We start from the raw sequence: 18406 nt of genomic DNA on the forward strand, positions 1-18406 counted from the left end.
TCTTTATCGGTATAATATCATCTAATCTTTGACATAAACACGTTTCACTCTTTGAGATATTCCTGTCAATATCTCGTAAGGTATAGTATTACAAGCCTTTGCCAGATCTTCTACTCTGTTGACTTCATCAAAAAGCACAACAGCATCGCCTTCATTCACATCCTCAATATCAGTAAGATCTACCATACACATATCCATGCAGATATCACCTACCACAGGAGCCTGACAACCATGAATTCTGAATGAAGCATTACCATTGCCAAGAAGACGCGGCAACCCGTCGGCATAACCTATAGGTATAATTCCAATACGCGAACGACGTTTTAACATGCCATGACGATTATAACCAACACTCTCCCCTTCATTCAATGTCTTTATCTGTGTTATCGAAGATTTCAACGACGCCACGGTATGCAACTTACCCTTGTCTTCCTCACATGGAGCTATACCATATATTCCTATGCCAAGACGCACCATGTCATATTGATAATCAGTAAAACGACTTATGCCTGCGGTATTAAGAACATGCCGCAATATCTTATATGGAAAAGCCTCGACAATCTTGCAGCTGCCTTCTTCGAACACTCTGATCTGCTGCATGGTAAAATCATATAATTCAGGATTGTCACTACCTGCAAGATGAGAAAAAATACTTTGTACCTTAAGATGAGGATTCGATTTCAAACGGACAATAAGCTCCTCAATATCGTCAGGCAGAAAACCGAGACGGTGCATTCCGGTATCGAGTTTGACATGTATCTTAATAATCTTGTCAGCCGGTAATTTCATCTGCTCCATAGCAGACTCCAACATGAAAAGAGAACGTAAACTGTAAATCTCCGGCTCCAAATCATAACGTATTATATTTTCAAAGGCATTCTTCTCGGGACTCATCACCATGATTGGCAATGCAATACCTTTATTACGCAACTCCACTCCCTCATCAGCAAAAGCAACAGTAAGATAATCAGCATGATGAAATTCCAAGACATTGGAAATCTCAAAATTACCGCTACCATAGGCAAAAGCCTTGACCATAACCATCAATTTTGTATCATTTTTGATTTTGGAACGGTAATAATTCATGTTAAGCACAAGGTTGTCAAGATTAATCTCCAACACTGTCTCATGTGTTTTTTCTTGTAACATCATGCTAATACGCTCAAACTCAAAACATCTCGCACCTTTAAGTAAAATGATGTCATTATGAAATTTCTCCAGCAGACAATCTTTTAGAAAGTCATCGGTATTGTTGTAGAAATATTTTTCAAGATGGAACAAGTCCTTGTTATGAGAAACAGCCTCGCCTATGCCTATTATCATGTCAACACCTTTGTTTTCCAACAGTGAGGCGATACGAGAATACAACTCCTGTTCATCCATTCCACTTTGCAAAATATCGGAAAGCACTACTACCTTGTTGTTATGTCTTTGCTGTTGACACATAAAATCAAGAGCAATGGACAAAGCATTGAAATCCGAGTTGTAATAATCGTTTATAATAATACAATTATTAATTGCCGACTTTAGCTCCATACGCATAGCTATAGGAACGAGATGCGACATTCTTTCCTTTATGACATCAGCAGACTTATTAAACAACAACATTATACACAAACAATGCATAAGATTCTCAATAGAAGCATCATCAATAAAAGGAATCATAAAATCCAAGACATCATTTCGGTAATGTGCTATAATATATGTCTTATCATCTTCTTTCACAATACTTTCAATAAAGACATCAGCAGCAGTATCATAACGGCTCCAAGAAAAGCATTTCAAATCCTGTTTTGCAATTACAGAATTAATATATTTATAATCAAGACAATACACCAAGACACCAACATCTTTAAAAAGCTGCATCTTCTCCTGCACTTTCTGATTGATATCAGAAAAGTTCTCGTCATGAGCCTGTCCTATATTAGTAAATATACCTATTGTAGGACAAATTATTGACCGGAGACGACACATCTCTCCGGGTTGAGATATACCAGCCTCAAAAACAGCAAGTTGGTCATCTTCTTTCATTTGCCACACCGATAACGGTACACCGGTCTGTGAATTATAGCTCTTTGGACTTCTTACTATGGAATAGTCCGGACTTAACAGTTGATACAACCATTCTTTTACCATGGTTTTACCATTACTTCCCGTTATTCCAATAACAGGCATTGAAAATCTGTGGCGGTGAAAAGCCGCAAGATTTTGAAGAGCTTCTAAAGTATCATCTACTTTAATAAAAACCGCATCAGGCATATCGGGAGGCAACACATTAACGACAAAAGCCCTTACTCCTTTGTCATACAATGATTTAATATATTTATGACCGTCATTTCTTTCAGTAACTATTGCAAAAAACAAAGTCTTTTCGGCAGATACCAGTAACCTGCTGTCAAGCAAAATATTCTCTACAACAAAATCTGCCCCTACATTACCATATAAATAAGCTCCTACAATCGAAGCAATACTACTTACACTATATCCTGTTCTCATAATGGAAATTATCACAACAATAATATATAATATTGATTATCAACAATTTGTATTGATCAACATTATATTTTGTATCCTTTGCAAAGATAAAGACTATATTTCAAAACGTCAACATTTCGTCTCAAGAGACAATTGCCTGTTTCTAAGCACTTCAATAGCAAGAAATATTGCATGACGGAAGGAATCGGGGTTTGCTATATTTTTATTTGCTATATCATAACCTGTTCCATGAGCAGGAGAAGTACGTACTATCGGCAATCCGGCAGTAAAGTTCACGCCGCCATCTACTGCAAGAATCTTAAAAGGCAACATTCCCTGGTCGTGATACATACTTAAAACGCCATCATATTTTGTCCAAGCACCGGAGCCGAAGAATCCATCTGCCGGAAATGGTCCGAAGACATAAATATCTTCAGCATTTGCCTCTTTAATAGCCGGAATGATAATATCTTTTTCTTCAGAACCCAACAAACCGCCGTCACCGGCATGAGGATTAAGACTGAGAACAGCTATCTTGGGCGTGCTGATATTGAAATCTTGTTTCAACGTATTGTTCAACACCATGATTTTTTTTACAATAGCATCCACACTGATGGCATCAGGAACCTCTCTAATAGAAATATGATTTGTCACAGTTCCAACGCGCAATTTACCCCATACCATAAGCATCAGGCTCTCATATCCCGGACAATACGAGCTGATGAACTCAGTATGGCCATGGAACTTAAAACTATCCGACTGTATGTTATTTTTATTAATAGGTGCTGTTACCAAAGCATCTATTTTACCGACAGACAGGTCTTCCACCGCAAGTTTAAGCGCTTCCAAAGATGCTCTACCGGCGACAGTGGTCGATATACCGGGCTCAATCTTCAACTCTTTCTCCGTATGATTCAATATGTTGATCCTCTTCGGTAAAGCCTGATCAGCATCTCTGATAACAGTATAACCAAGCTCTTCCATGCCGAAGTTTTTCTTGTAATACGAGAACACCTTAGATTGTCCATAAATCACCGGAATACAGAAGTCAAACATCCTCGGGTCGTTCAAGGTCTTTAAAATCACCTCATAACCAATACCATTGATGTCACCTTGGCTAATACCTATCTTTGGCAATTCAGAAAAATTATTCGATGCTGTCATGACTGTAAAACATTTAATCGCCAAAGATAATAATTTGTCAAATAAAAAACAAGAAAAACATAATTTTTCGACCACAAATGACATACAAAAAGGCAGGTCTAACATAAACAACCTGCCTAATAAAAAATTTTATCAAAAAGTCTTTATCAATTTGTCAAAATAATGCATCAACAGTCTGACATGTATTCCGGTAGCGCCGGGACCTCTGTACGGCTCCGGGTTTTCTATGAAAGCTGTACCTGCAATATCGAAATGTATCCACGGATAATCTGTAAAATGCTGCAAGAACTTACCGGCCGTTATCATACCGGCATATTTACCTCCGCTGTTTTTGAGGTCTGCGATATCCGACTTCACGAGTTTACCGTATTCCTTCCAAAGCGGAAACTTCACAAGACGTTCATTGACTTCTTCTCCTATCTTTTCCATTTCGTAATAACTGTCCGACGCATCATTTTCCATCACCACAGTAGCAACAGGACCTATGGCATAAGATGCCGCACCTGTCAAAGTAGCAAAATCCATCACCAACATGGGATCATATTTTTTGGCATACGACAGTGCGTCGGCAAGAATAAGACGCCCTTCTGCATCGGTATTCACGACCTCTACCGTAGTGCCGTCGAACATAGTAATAATATCGCCTGACACATGAGCATTGCCATCTATACGATTATCAGTTGCAGGAATCAAACCTACTATGTGCAAAGGCAACTTTGACTTAGCCACTGCAAACAACACAGCTGCCACTGTAGCTGCACCCGACATGTCATCTTTCATGTCATTCATATATGCCGTAGGTTTAAGATTATATCCTCCTGTGTCAAACACTATTCCTTTACCGACAAGCACTATTGGTTTCTCGTTAACCTTATTGTCCGGATTCCATTCAAGAATAGTGAAAGTAGGTTCATCAACGCTGCCGGCATTGACAGCAAGAAGACCTCCCATTTTCAGCGATTCTATCTTTTTCCTGTTCAACACCTCGGCACGACCTCCGGCATCACGAAACCTGCCACTGACACATTCTGCCAACTCTTCGGCATTCAGTTTATTAACAGGTTCATTGACAAGATCTCTCGCCCAACATGTAGCATCCACAACAACCTCCAACAATCTCAACGACCTGTCATCTACACCGTCTTTTAAATAAATTGTCTTAAATGTATTATATTTAGGCTCGCTTTTATATTTCTTAAACTCATAATTACATAGCATCATGCCTTCCACAGTAGCCAAAAATTCATTTTTTTCTACACCTTCATTCATCAAAACAACTTCTTCCAACTTCTTGGCATTCAACATATTACATATTAAAGCCCCATTCTTGCGACAACACTCCAATTTCTCGCAATCATCATCACCATTCACGACAAATATAATATAAAGCTCTGTATATCTGTTTATTACTATAATATCGTCTTTGTTGACATCATAAGTTTCTTTTACATAATTCAACTCATCATCATGTAAAGACAAATTCATAACATTTTCAATGTCATTCATTACAAATGCCTTAGCTTTGACTAACTCGTTTTCCAGATTTTTTATCTCAACTTTCATAACATATCATTTTAATTCATTTTCAAGCAAAGTAATAATTTTATCTGTAGCACCGATTTTCTTTGCCACATAGTCATGACACACTTGTGAAGCCTTCTCACAAAAACCATCATCAGAGACAAGATGTTCAAAGACATCATTAAATTCCTCAGCATTATTAACAGCGAAAGCTCCGCCAAGACGTTTAAGTTCCACTGCCTCGACAAACTTCTCATGTTTAGGACCGAAAACAACAGGGCAGTCATAAACCACTGCCTCTTGAATATTATGGATACTTGTATAAAAACCTCCTCCTATATATGCAAAACGGGCATATCTATAAATTTTTGACAATACACCAATTACATTTATTATCAATACTTTTGAATGATTATCAGAATTTAGTTCAGTATAAAGCTGACAATTCTCTATTCCTTTTTCTATCTGACTGACATGCGAAAGAGACACATCATGAGGTGCTATTATCATACAATAATCATCCGGCATCTTAGCAATAAAAGGAAAAAGCAACTCCTCGTCAGAAGGCCATGAACTACCTGCAATAATACATTTTCTGTTTCCAATAAACGTCTCAATATTTGGGAATCGAACTGTTTGATGTGCGATATCAAATACTCGGTCAAAACGTGTGTCTCCAGTCACAGTGACACAATCTATCCCAATCTTTTTCAACAGTAAAGCTGTATTATCATTTTGCACAAAGAAATGTCTTACCATTTTAAGATGTTTACGGAACCAATATCCGTAAAACTTGAAGAAATATTGTCCATCACGTAACAAAACCGAAATATAATATAGCGGTATATCATTATCATTCAATACTTTAATATAATTAAACCAAAACTCGTACTTTACAAAGAAAGCCGCCTTGATATTAAAATTCCTCAACAGTCTTTTTGCATTTATTACAGTATCGGATGGCAAATATGCGACTTTATCAACGAGTTCAAGATCTTTTTTCATCTCATAACCTGAAGGAGAGAAAAAAGTAAGCAAAATTTTATATTGAGGGAATGATGTTTTCAATTTTTCCAGGACAGGAAGACCTTGTTCAAATTCACCCAAGGAAGACACATGCATCCACAGCCATTTGTCATTACCCGAAGATTTAAGGTTATACCATTGATTTTTACGACCATTCGACCATTTTGATGCTTTTTTGTTACCAAACAAACCTGCAACAGTAACAAGTCCGGAAAACATCCGAATCAAGATAGAATACAACAAACGCATAATTATCAATAGTAATAATATTCTGCAGGCATTCTTTTATATGTAGGTATATAGATAGAGAATCGTATGCCCCAATAACGGTCAACATAACTGTTAGTATCTTTCATCATGAGATTGAAGTCCCATTCTCTCAACGGTTTGGTATGAGCCTGTACAAATTCCAATGAAATTGAAAAGTTAAGAAGGCGGGAGTTGCTCATATACATGTAACCTATCTCTCCGGAATAAGCAAAACCACCTCGCATCCTGTCATATCCGTAAAGATAATCTCCTGAAAGATTGGCAGGCGGTGAAGCGTACGAGCCAAATTCACATCTTATTCTGTTAAAAAGATAACCAAGTCCACCATTTACAAAAAAGCCACAATTGGGATTAGGTGAAAGTATGCTGAACACCTTACCCACTTTGGCTTGGAAATGTGCACCTCGCTCAAAGAGGGCAAAACTGCCATAAATGCCGTCGCCTGTAACTATCTCGCCACTACTCGTCAAAATAATGCCCATTAGTTCCGGACGTGAAATGTTTATATTATCACCAAATATAAAATTACCATTAAAACTCCACAGCCAATTTTTGTCTGTCTTATATATAACACTGCCTCCAACTGACGAATTATTACCATAAAGAACCTTAGTATCAAGACCCGGAAATTGATAGGCATACGTCGCCTGAAAAAGCACTGTCGATATACATGACTTTTTTATGTCTTTCTGTGCCTTGCCGGCTAAAGGAAATATTGTTAAAACCAAAAACAGAAATAAATACTTGTTAAAACTCTTCATATCGGTCAATTTGTCTTGCAAAAATACTAAACGTTTTAAAGCCTTGTTTATTTTTTGAATAAAAAAGTTTATCCTTAAGATTTTTTAGTATTTTTGCATTAAAATTTATTTATTATGGAAAAACTATCAAAATCTGTCATTGGGATATTAATCATTTCATTACTTATTGGTATTTTTGCAACTTCATGTAAAAAGAAAAAAGAAGATAAAAATGATTACATAACTGAAAGTATTCCTTCCAGTGTACTTCCCGATGCCATACGAGAAAATGTAGCCGAACTTATTCCAATATATTTCGGCACTACACCTCCGGACCTCACAAACAAAGATTTTGTTTCTTCACCTCATGTGATGTTTTATAACTCAAACAGTTCAAATCCAGATTCTGTAGTATATCATAGCGACAGATACATTGCTTTCCGTTATTCCGAATCCAACGGACTGACTTATTACAGCAGACAATGGGACGACGTAGAACAAACTGACATTTATGAAAATGTAGCCAACATTAATGTAACAGGCTCAAACAACAATTTCTCCTATTATTATTTGACAATAGGTTATCCTAATGGTCTTTATGCAGAGCAATCTACAATAATAAGTGGAACTTTGGGAGACGATGGAGTTTACAATTTCCATGTTGCCGTGATATTGCTTGAAACAAGCGGCAATCCTAATTTAGAACCTGTCAATTCATACAGAGTGTTAAAAGATGAAGACGGTTTTTCACAATTTGAAAATTGGTTGAACTCAAAATCCGATGTTAAACCTTCACAGGACATCTCCGATGAGACCATTTTCAAATTATTCAGAAAAAATTGATTTACAACTGTATTGGCATTTAATCAATAATGTCTGACGAATATTTCATTTCAGAAACCGTATTGCCTAACGGTTTAAGGTTGTTGCATCGTCATCGTAGCGGGGCAGTGGCTCATCTTGCATTGATGGTTGACATTGGAATGCGCGATGAACTTGAAGACGAAAACGGACTTGCTCACTTCATAGAACATCTGCTCTTCAAAGGCACGAAGAAACGTAAGGCTTTCCATGTATTAAGTTGTCTCGAAAATGTAGGTGGTGACCTTAATGCCTTTACTACAAAAGAAGAAACTTGCATACATGCCTCTTTCTTGAAAGAACATTATTCTAAAGCGATAGAACTGATATCAGATGTCGCTTTCAACAGCATCTTTCCTGAAAATGAGGTTGAGAAAGAAAAAGAAGTGATACTCGACGAAATAAATTCATACCTCGACTCTCCTTACGACGAAATAATAGATGAATTTGAAAATCTTCTGTACAGAGGACATCAGCTTGGTCGTAACATTTTGGGGACTATACCTCTCGTCAGCAATTACACACGCAACGACATCATCAGTTTCTATTCCAAAAACTATTCTCCTGACAAAATGATTCTTGCCACCATTGGCGATATTGATTTCGAGACATTCAAACATTTTGCCATAAAACATTTCGGAGGATATAATAACTTCGGCACTGTCTCAAACAGACTACCGTTCACGTCGCTGCCTCCAACAAAAAAAACCGAAAAACGTACTAATCATCTAACGCATTGCATGATAGGCGGTATCGCTTATCGTTATGACCATCCTGACAAACTGAAAATGATATTGTTAAACAACATACTTGGCGGACCTGCAATGAGTTCTCGTCTCAATCTCAATATAAGAGAAAAATACGGCTTTGCATATACAATTGAATCTCAATACAATGCATATTCCGATGTTGGCAATTTCACCATCTACCTTGGAGTGGACCCTCATTCAAAAGAAAAAGCAATAAGCCTTGTTTTCAAAGAGTTGGACAAATTAAAACAAAACAAACTCGGCATACTGCAATTGTCCAACGCAAAAAAACAACTTATCGGACAAGTGGCTCTCGGTAACGAGTCGGGACTGAATGAACTACTTTCCATGGCTCGAGACGGTTTTTATAAAAACGCTTTAGAAACATTGCCGGAGACAATATCCAAGGTGGAAAAGATTACTGCTGATGATTTGTTAATCGTAGCCAATACAATATTCGACAAAGAAAATATCAGCATCCTGACTTTTGAAGGCCAGTAACGATATAGTTAAATCGTCGTTAATAAAAAATCATTCTAAAATCACGCAATAGATTTTATTTGATTGCCAAAATATTATGACACCCAATTAAAAATGAAAGGGATGCACCCGATTTTTCAATTCGGCACATCCCTCATCAGTTCACATTACAGGCAAAACGCCAAATCACGAACAACACCTATTTTATTAATAGGACAGTTCATCGATTACTTAATCTTTTTCTGAAAAGCCTGTAAAATATTTTTGTTTGCATCGTCATAAACGAATGCTACCACATAACAGTTATCAGCGTTGTAAGTTGTATCTACGGTAATACTGCATGTTGTGGAAATCTCTTCATCTGCCGGCACTGCGCCGTCAAATATCTCTGTACCCCAAGTCCCATTGATAGCACCTCTGAACACATGACGATGGACGTAATTTGAATCGACACCAACAGGTTCCGGACATTTCTGAAGCCCGACAATGCTGTCCTCCACCAAACAGGCAGTAACACGATATTTTCCGCTTTGAGACTGAAGGAATACGGTATTAACTTCAACGTTCAGATTTCTTGTCTGTTCATTGTAATTGCAAACTATATCCAACTCTGCGACTTGTTCCTTTGCCAACTCTTCAGCTACTTTAGTAGCCCATTCTCCATCATTGAAACCATAACCTGCATCTCCCTTAACCCGATTTATCGTACCTATAGGATTTGACTGAAAGCCAAAATAATTATACCAGGCAGTACCAACCTCTGTCCTGAAATCAGGATAACCTGTCAAAGGCATGGAAAGAAATCCTGCATGAACACCCATCACCACGAGACTCTCTCCAAAAGTCTCCTGAAGTTCATGTGCTATCTCGGCAGCAGCCGGACAATTGACGCAACGCACTCCGGTATAATCTTCAAGCAATACCACTCTACCGGTCGCCTCTATATTAACTTCTTTTTTAAAAGGTTCATCCAATTTATCGCATGATGTCATTACAAACATCAAAGCAAAAACAAAAAATAATGATATCTTTTTCATAATACGATAATTATTCATTAAAATTTAGAATGATGTTGTTACAGTCAATGACACGCCGCTCGAAGCAGGCACGGTACGGCAGACGCCGCCTACACAAACAACACCTTCGCTCTGACGACCTCCGGTGAGCATTATTCTGGTGGCATCCTTAATGAAACCTACAGAAACGGTATAATAATGATCTCTATATTCCGCCACGGGATTACCGTAGTTGTATTTGTCAGCTACTGAAACGAACCATTTTGGTGCGATAGCATATTCCAACAATGCAGCCATCCAATTGCCTCTTTTCTGAAAATCTTTTTCTTCCCCTTCATGAACAACATAATCCTTTCCTATATTATCCCACAAATGTTGCAACTCGCAACGAATACTCTGACGGGATGTAATTTTATAGGTAATGTCAGCGAAAGCAATATTGGCACGCACCTCCGGAGCTCCGACATGACCTTCTATTGTTGCCATATCATATAACAAATTGATATACATGACAACCAATCTCCAATCTTTACTGATACGCTTTTCTATTTCAAAATTGATATCACGGTAGAAAATATGGTCGCTCACCCCGAAAAACGGCGATGTATAACCAAGAGTACCGGACTGATTGAGAGAAGGAACACCATTAACAATAATAGAGTCTCGGACTATATCATTAACCTGACTGTAGTTGAATGCCAATTTCGTACCATATTTACCGCCCAAGAAAGTCTTTTTAGGAATAGTGTAATTAATTTGAAATTGCACGGCCATCTCACCATTAGGTTGTGTAGAATAAGAATACATTGCAGGAAGACTGTGTGTATGAGTAAAGTTGATAGGAGGCAGGAAGTTAATGTCGAGGTCGCTTTCTTTAGCATTATAATCCGATTTAAAACTCATATTGTCAACACGTTTCACCTGTAACACTATGCCGAGACCTTTCTGAGCATAAGACAAAGATGAAAGAAGTGCCTCGCCATCTTTGTAAATCATATTGTTGATAGCGGAAGGGTTATTTATTTTATGAGCATATTCCGTACTAAAAGCGAAACGACCCATAGAAAGATTCACTCTTCCGGCGTATGCCGCCACATTCTCAGGCATATAATAAAACAAATCATTATCTTTCTGATATTTGCTTACGAAACTTGCACCTATTGAAGCTCTGAACTTACTGTCATTCAAACCGGAGATGCTTTGATTGATATCCCAGTCTCCATCTATACCGCGCACTATGCCACGACTTTGATCCGCGTCATAAGATGCCCAATAATAACGTTGTTTTCCATAAACACCTTTAAGAGTGACACCTTGTGTCGGGCGATATACAGCTCTCATACCACGCAAAGAGTTGTCAAAACCGAGCGACCACTCTTCGTATGTTCTGAATACCAAACCATTACCAAATTGGTCATAGATATCACCCACAGTAACACCAATAGTACCGTTATCATATGATGCCCAATAGTTGGCAATACCGCAACCCTCAAGACGGCTGTCGAAACCGGAGAGTGGCGTCTCGTATGCTTCGAAACGCATGCCGGCAGAGAAATCGCCCAATGTATATGTCAACTTACCAAACCCGTTAGCACCCAATCTCTTGCCATTGATTACTGAGTCATAAATACCTATACCTTCATCAGTATTGTAATATTGGGCATCGATCTGAAAACTTCCATTGACTTGAGAATTCTGCAAAAACGACTGTGCATAACCACCCACAGCACTGACTATCAGAATAGTCAATAATAAAATACGCTTCATCTTCTGAAATTTACAAATATTATTTCACTATCTTAAGAATCTCTTGATACAATTCTTCTTCGGCACCTTCAAAATATCCTGTATGTTGATATACTATCTTGCCATCTCCATCGAAAAGGAAAGTATGCGGAGGCACACTGACATTCATAGAACGGGCAAGGTCTTTGTTAACATCCAAAAGTATCTCGAAAGGCCAGCCTTTACCTTCAACAAAAGGCTTAATCTTAGGAGTGGAACGTGAGTCATCTATTGAAACAGAATAAATTTTAACACCTGTTTCCTCAACCCAGTCATCATAAACTTCACTTAAAGCATTATGTTCTTTAACACAAGGACTGCACCATGTAGCCCAAAACGTCAAGACGAACGGATTACCATCATTATTTAACTCCGAGACATTAATACTCTCTCCGTTAAGGTTCTTGATGGTAACATTGGGTAAATCACTTTTCTCTTGTGCCATGACATTCAAAGCCAAGAATGCCAAAATCAAAATTGTCGATAATTTCTTCATACTTCAATTATTAAGTTATACAATTTATTTCAAACAATATATACTTCAAGAATCTTTGCATCTTTCTCGACACATATCTCAACATTGTTGATAACATTGGGAATCAGAATACATTCTCCCTTATTAACGACTTCTTCACCATTTTCGTATTTCAGAACAAATCTTTCCGACACAGCCATCAAGATGACAAAAGAATCCAATTCGGAATAATCTTTCTTCATGGAAGTATCAAGATGTATGAAATTGGTATAAAAATAGGGACATTTAACAAGCGGCACAGTAGTGTCGATGATTTTTTTATCATAATCAGTCTTGTAATTATCCTCTTTCTTATAGTTAAGAGTATATAAAGCCTGCTCAACATGCAACTCACGATACATTCCATAACGGTCTATTCTATCCCAGTCATAAACACGATAAGTAGTATCACTTGTCTGCTGAATCTCAGCCACCATACAGCCCGGACCCAAAGCATGAATGCGACGAGCCGGAATAAAGAACACATCGCCTTCATGAACATGTTCATAATTAAGAACCTTTTCTATCTCCTTATTTTCAATAAGATGACGAAACTCGTCCTTATTTATGTCTCTGTTAAATCCGCTAACCAATTCTGCATGATGCTCTGCATGCATCACGTACCACATCTCCGTCTTGCCATTCTCCAAACCTATCTTTTTTGCCAACTCATCATCAGGATGTACTTGTACCGAAAGCCATGTAATAGGATCTATTATTTTGACAAGTAACGGAAATTGTTCTCCATATTTGTCAAAGACATTATCACCAACAAGGTCTCCCATAAACACTTCCACAAGGTCATTAAGTTCATCACCGGCAAAGTTACCGTTTGTCACCACACTGTTATGCCCTTCAACACCTGAAAGAATCCACATCTCTCCACAATTGAGCAACTTACCAAAATCCTTGTGTAACAATGTTTTAATATGCTGCCCTCCCCATATCTTCTCAAAATATTGAGGTTCAAATTTCAACGGATACAATACTCTCATGACTGTACTTTTGCTGCAAAGATAGTACTTTTTAATAAATATTAGAATAAAAGTGTTTATTTTGACGTCATAAATTTATAAAACCAAACAATCAGTATCTCTTTTGTTTGCAAAAAATGATTAGTTTTACAATCAAAATGACAACAAAATGAGAAATATATTAAAACTAAGACAAACCTTACATGATAATGCCGAACTTTCAGGCAATGAAAAAAATACAAATTTGATAATCAATGATTTTCTTAATAATTTGAATTATCACAAAATAATACGCAACATTGGAGGTTACGGCATTGCGGTTTTATTTAAGGGCAATAATAACGGTAAAAGAATAATGGTGAGAGCCGATATTGACGGATTGAACATAAAAGAAGGCGACAGATCATTTTCACATCGATGCGGACATGACGGGCATACTGCCATATTATGTGGATTGGCAGAACGTTTCTCGAAAACACCTCCGGAACGAGGAGAAATATTATTATTGTTTCAACCGGCAGAAGAGACAGGACAAGGTGCAGAAGCTGTCATCAACGACCCCAACATGAAAGGAATAATGCCTGACATGGCGTTTGCCCTTCATAACTTGCCCGGATACAAAGAAAACAGCATAGTCACAATAAAAGGCTGTTTTGCTGCTGCATCTTTGGGGCTGAAAATATCCCTTGATGGAATAACGGCACATGCTTCACAACCTGAGACAGGCATCAATCCGACAACAGCATTGTATCAATTACTTGATTTTTATAACGATAAATCATCATATATCAAAAATTTAACGCCATATTCCTTGATAACGGTGACTCATGCCGTTTTGGGAGAAAAGACTTTCGGCATCGCTCCAGGCAAGGCTGAAATATGGGTTACTTTAAGAAGCTTCGACGATAAATGTCTCGACAACCTTAAAAATGAATGCATTGAAAAGGCTCAAAATATTTCCCAAAACTACAGCCTTCATTGTTCATACAGCATACATGAATATTTTCCTTCTACAAAAAACCATGACATGGCGGAAAATATTGTGGAACATGCTGCAAAAATATTGAATCTCAATATAATAAATAAAGAGGAACCATTTAAATGGTCTGAAGACTTCGGACGGTTTTCTTCTTTATGTCCAACTGTAATGTTTGGGATAGGCTGTGGAGAACAACATCTGCCATTACATAATCCCGACTATTGTTTCAACGACAATATCATAAAAACAGGTATAGACTTATTTGAAAAAACAGCAAGACTTTCGTTATAGAAACATAATTCCTTACGAACAGTTTGTATATTCAACTTCAAAATATCAGGAAAAAACAAAAAAATACATTTTTATTCAATCGTTCCAAAAACAACTAATTTATTGTTATACAATATGTTAAATAAATTATTATCTATGATAAGACTATTATCTTATCATATAAAAACCCGTCTCGAATGTTAAAGGAACCATCAATTCGATGCAGTTATTTTCATTTCATAAAACATACCGAATTTCATTTCAATATAAACATCATCAAAATAATTGTTTGAACAAAATATTGCAGCATAAAACCACTTTGGGAATGTCATATTAAGGTTTTTCAACATAAATATGCATTATTAACATTGTCAAAATGTATTTTTCACACTTTTAAAAAATTTTTTATAATTAAATGAAAAGATAATAATTTTATGTAATTTTGTCGAAGAAAAAAAGGTTACTAAAAAAATAATATCATGGTTAACAATGTTTTAAAATTCTCTGATATTGTTGCTGCTCAAAGCAGGTTAAGGGGAGTCTCCAAAATAACTACCCTATTGCATTCCAAATCATTTTCTGTAATGTCGGATGCAAATATTTTCCTAAAGCTGGAAAACATGCAGACAACAGGAGCTTTTAAAGTTCGTGGAGCATACAATAAATTGGCGTGTCTGACAAAAGAAGAAGCATCACGTGGAGTTGTCGCCGCATCAGCCGGCAACCATGCTCAAGGTGTTGCTTTTTCAGCATCAAAATTAGGTATGAAAAGTACTATTTTTATGCCTATTTTCACTCCTCCGTTGAAGGTATTGGCAACCAAGGGATATGGTGCTGAAGTTATTCTTGCAGGAGAATCGTTCGACGATGCTTTTGCTGCATCTCAAGAATATTGTAAAGAACATAATGCAACATATATTCATCCTTTCAATGATCCTTTGATTATTGCAGGACAGGGTACAATAGGATTGGAAATTCATGACCAATTGCCGGACGTCGATGTCGTCATCGTCCCTATTGGAGGTGGCGGATTGATTTCTGGCGTTGCATTGGCAATTAAGGAAATGAACCCTAATATCAGAGTCATCGGTGTTCAAGCTGAAGGCGCAGCTTCAATGTACACTTCTCGCAACGAACATCATATCGTCGCATTGCCTACTGTCAATACCATTGCTGATGGAATAGCTGTAAAACGCCCCGGCGATCTTACTTTCGATTTGGTACAACAATATGTAGATGAGATTGTAACTGTCAGCGATACGGAAATAGCTCATACTGCATACTTGCTACTGCAACGTGCTAAAATATTGGCTGAACCATCCGGCGTAACTTCAATGGCTGCCGCATTATTTAAAAAGACTGATATAAAAGGTAAAAATGTAGTTCCTCTCATCAGTGGAGGAAATATCAATATGCAGATCTTGGAACAAATTGTCGAAAAAGGAATGGTAGAAGAAGGTCTGCGTTCAACCATTCAGGTAATTATTCCAGACCAGTCAGGTGAATTGAAAAACTTGCTTTCCATTTTTGAAAATCTAAAAATGAACATTTACGATATTAAACATGAACGTTCGATTTCAACAGTCCCGATCGGGAAAGCAATGGTTGTTATACAGTTTAACTTGCAAAACCAGTCTCAATTACAACTTGTAATTGATGCTCTGAAAGAACGTCATTTGGAGTGTACTGTAATTGCCTGATTATTATCATAAGATAAAATAATTGTTTTAAAAGATACCTTTTAATAATACACCGACAATTATGCATCATTATTTTTTGTATAATGATACGCAATTGTCGGTATTATTTTTTCCTGACTTCGTCACTATAAAAACATCGATTTTATAATATCTTGATAAATAATGTTTTGTAACTTTGCATACCCTGATTTTGGGGTACGCAAAGTATTTTTGTATGTTTATCAAGCGAAAAAAGAATCGGTCAGGTACTGTAAGTATTGTTGTAGCTGAAAAGATTTCAGGTTATTATAAGGAGCTTACCACTATAGGTATAGCACGTACTCAAGAAGAAATAGATTCTCTGATAGCGAAAGGGCACAAATGGATGGATGAGGAACAGGAACGCCGCCATCCACGGCTGGATCTTTTCGGTGAGGAACGTAAGAAGTGTGAGGCAGAACTTCTGAATGCCGAACAGATGCTTTCGTACATAACCAACGTCTCCATCAATGGAGCTGACCTGATACTTGACCGCGTCTTTGACAACGTGGGATTCAACAGGATAGATGATGAGGTGTTCCGCCAACTTGTAAAAGCCCGCTTGTCTTATCCTGCAAGCAAAGCTGCCACAGTGGAGTATCTGAAGAATCATTTTGACGAAGATGTCAGCCTGTCGAAAATCTATCGTTATTTGGACAAACTGAGCGATAATCAACATCAAATAGTTCAGGACATAAGCGTCCTTCACACAAAGAAGATTTTAGACGGTCATATCGGTGTGCTGTTTTATGATGTCACTACACTCTGTTTTAAATCGGACTATGAGGATGAACTTCGCAAAACCGGTTTCTCCAAGGAAGGGCGTCACCATAACCCTCAGATTATATTGGGACTGTTGGTCAGCATTGGCGGCTATCCGCTTGCGTACTGCATCCATGAGGGCAACAAGTACGAGGGACACACGATGCTTCCTGTAGTGACGGAATTTGTCCGGAAATATGAGCCGGAAGATTTTATAGTGGTGGCTGACTCAGGGTTGATGAACAACGATAATATAGCCGACCTTGAAGCAAACGGTTACAAGTATATCATCGGTGCTAAAATCAGAAACGAAAGCAGGAGAATACAGGAATGGATACTTGAGCAGCCTAAGACAGACAGCCAAATGGTTGAATACGATAAAGGCAACGGACAGAGATTATTGGTCGGATATACAGAAGACCGTGCCCGAAAGGATGCTTATAACCGGGAGAAAGGAATACGCCGTCTGGAGAAGGCATACCGCAGAGGTACGCTTACCAAAGACAACATCAACAAGCGCGGATACAACAAGTTTCTGAAAATGGAAGGAGATGTAAAAGTGACCATCAATTACGAGAAACTGGAGAAAGATGTGAAATGGGATGGTCTCAAAGGATACCTTACCAATACGAATATACCGGTAAATGACGTATATGCAGCCTATCATAACCTGTGGCATGTTGAAAGAGCCTTCCGCATATCAAAATCAAAGATTGAGATAAGACCAATGTTTCACTTCACAAGGCGCAGGATAGAAGCCCATGTCTGTATCTGCTTCGTGGCCTTGAAAGTTTATAAGGAATTGGAGCGTCTGCTGAAACTGTCAGGCATAAATATGAGTGTGGACAAGGTGCTCGAACTTGCTAAAACTATAGTGACTATACAGATTACATTGCCTCAAAGCAAGCAGACTATCAACAGGACTATGCTTATGAAACGACATCAACGTATCGCTCCATTGTTTGCTGATGATTTTTGGGTGACACGTTGACGAAGTCAGGAAAAAAGGGGACGCTGTTGCGTCCCCTTTCTCTTCTTAATCATACTCGATGATTATTTGATAACGGTGATCCTCTTCACTGTCACTCCGCTCTCGCTTACT

14 protein-coding genes are annotated in these 18406 nt (G+C 37.8%); 5 read left to right on the plus strand and 9 right to left on the minus strand.

Translation table 11 applies throughout. The features are described from left to right. Nucleotides 1–21: 21 nt before the first annotated feature. The 5 genes from ACZOVS_RS07660 to ACZOVS_RS07680 all read right to left on the minus strand — a co-directional run bounded on the left by ACZOVS_RS07660 (nt 22) and on the right by ACZOVS_RS07680 (nt 7217). Nucleotides 22–2496: a bifunctional UDP-N-acetylmuramoyl-tripeptide:D-alanyl-D-alanine ligase/alanine racemase gene (locus tag ACZOVS_RS07660; RefSeq protein WP_483996648.1), complete on the minus strand. Its 2475-nt coding sequence runs from the start codon at nt 2494–2496 to the stop codon at nt 22–24. A 108-nt stretch (nt 2497–2604) separates the two neighbouring features. After that, nucleotides 2605–3639 carry a 4-hydroxythreonine-4-phosphate dehydrogenase PdxA gene (pdxA, locus tag ACZOVS_RS07665; protein WP_483996649.1) on the minus strand — a complete coding sequence of 345 codons (1035 nt, stop codon included), beginning with the start codon at nt 3637–3639 and terminating at the stop codon, nt 2605–2607. A 132-nt stretch (nt 3640–3771) separates the two neighbouring features. After that, the gene (locus tag ACZOVS_RS07670; RefSeq protein ID WP_483996650.1) at nt 3772–5202 is read right to left on the minus strand and encodes a leucyl aminopeptidase family protein; all 1431 of its coding nucleotides are present in this window, start codon (nt 5200–5202) and stop codon (nt 3772–3774) included. Nucleotides 5203–5208: 6 nt separating this feature from the next. Next, nucleotides 5209–6435, minus strand: coding sequence for a 3-deoxy-D-manno-octulosonic acid transferase (locus ACZOVS_RS07675; RefSeq protein ID WP_483996651.1), 1227 nt, complete (start codon nt 6433–6435; stop codon nt 5209–5211). Between the two features lie 5 nt (nt 6436–6440). Next, nucleotides 6441–7217 (minus strand): hypothetical protein, encoded by a 777-nt coding sequence (locus ACZOVS_RS07680; RefSeq protein ID WP_483996652.1) that lies wholly within the window; start codon nt 7215–7217, stop codon nt 6441–6443. 114 nt (nt 7218–7331) lie between these two features. Between ACZOVS_RS07680 and ACZOVS_RS07685 the strand changes: the two genes are divergently transcribed. After that, nucleotides 7332–8039 carry a hypothetical protein gene (locus ACZOVS_RS07685; RefSeq protein ID WP_483996653.1) on the plus strand — a complete coding sequence of 236 codons (708 nt, stop codon included), beginning with the start codon at nt 7332–7334 and terminating at the stop codon, nt 8037–8039. Nucleotides 8040–8068: 29 nt separating this feature from the next. After that, entirely contained in the window at nt 8069–9307 is a 1239-nt protein-coding gene (locus ACZOVS_RS07690; protein ID WP_483996654.1) for a M16 family metallopeptidase, read from the plus strand. Nucleotides 9308–9513: 206 nt separating this feature from the next. Here the strand turns inward: ACZOVS_RS07690 and ACZOVS_RS07695 are convergent, their stop codons facing one another. From ACZOVS_RS07695 to ACZOVS_RS07710, 4 genes are read right to left on the minus strand one after another with little or no spacing between them, the layout of a single operon-like run. Further along, complete coding sequence (locus ACZOVS_RS07695; protein WP_483996655.1) at nt 9514–10323, minus strand: Omp28 family outer membrane lipoprotein; 810 nt, start codon at nt 10321–10323, stop codon at nt 9514–9516. Between the two features lie 24 nt (nt 10324–10347). Beyond that, on the minus strand, nt 10348–12069 hold the full coding sequence (locus ACZOVS_RS07700) for a DUF6029 family protein (protein WP_483996656.1): 1722 nt from the start codon (nt 12067–12069) through the stop codon (nt 10348–10350). Between the two features lie 19 nt (nt 12070–12088). Then, the gene (locus tag ACZOVS_RS07705) at nt 12089–12583 is read right to left on the minus strand and encodes a TlpA family protein disulfide reductase (protein ID WP_483996657.1); all 495 of its coding nucleotides are present in this window, start codon (nt 12581–12583) and stop codon (nt 12089–12091) included. A gap of 29 nt (nt 12584–12612) precedes the next feature. Continuing rightward, nucleotides 12613–13596 (minus strand): type I phosphomannose isomerase catalytic subunit, encoded by a 984-nt coding sequence (locus tag ACZOVS_RS07710; protein WP_483996658.1) that lies wholly within the window; start codon nt 13594–13596, stop codon nt 12613–12615. Nucleotides 13597–13744: 148 nt separating this feature from the next. Between ACZOVS_RS07710 and ACZOVS_RS07715 the strand changes: the two genes are divergently transcribed. The 3 genes from ACZOVS_RS07715 (at nt 13745) to ACZOVS_RS07725 (ending at nt 18295) form a co-directional block, all read left to right on the plus strand. Further along, nucleotides 13745–14845: an amidohydrolase gene (locus tag ACZOVS_RS07715; protein WP_483996659.1), complete on the plus strand. Its 1101-nt coding sequence runs from the start codon at nt 13745–13747 to the stop codon at nt 14843–14845. 458 nt (nt 14846–15303) lie between these two features. Further along, nucleotides 15304–16524: a threonine ammonia-lyase gene (ilvA, locus tag ACZOVS_RS07720; RefSeq protein WP_483996660.1), complete on the plus strand. Its 1221-nt coding sequence runs from the start codon at nt 15304–15306 to the stop codon at nt 16522–16524. Nucleotides 16525–16738: 214 nt separating this feature from the next. Further along, nucleotides 16739–18295 (plus strand): IS1634 family transposase, encoded by a 1557-nt coding sequence (locus ACZOVS_RS07725; RefSeq protein ID WP_483996661.1) that lies wholly within the window; start codon nt 16739–16741, stop codon nt 18293–18295. The last annotated feature ends 111 nt before the right edge of the window (nt 18296–18406 follow it).

The sequence above is a fragment of the Candidatus Limimorpha avicola genome (assembly GCF_056978975.1).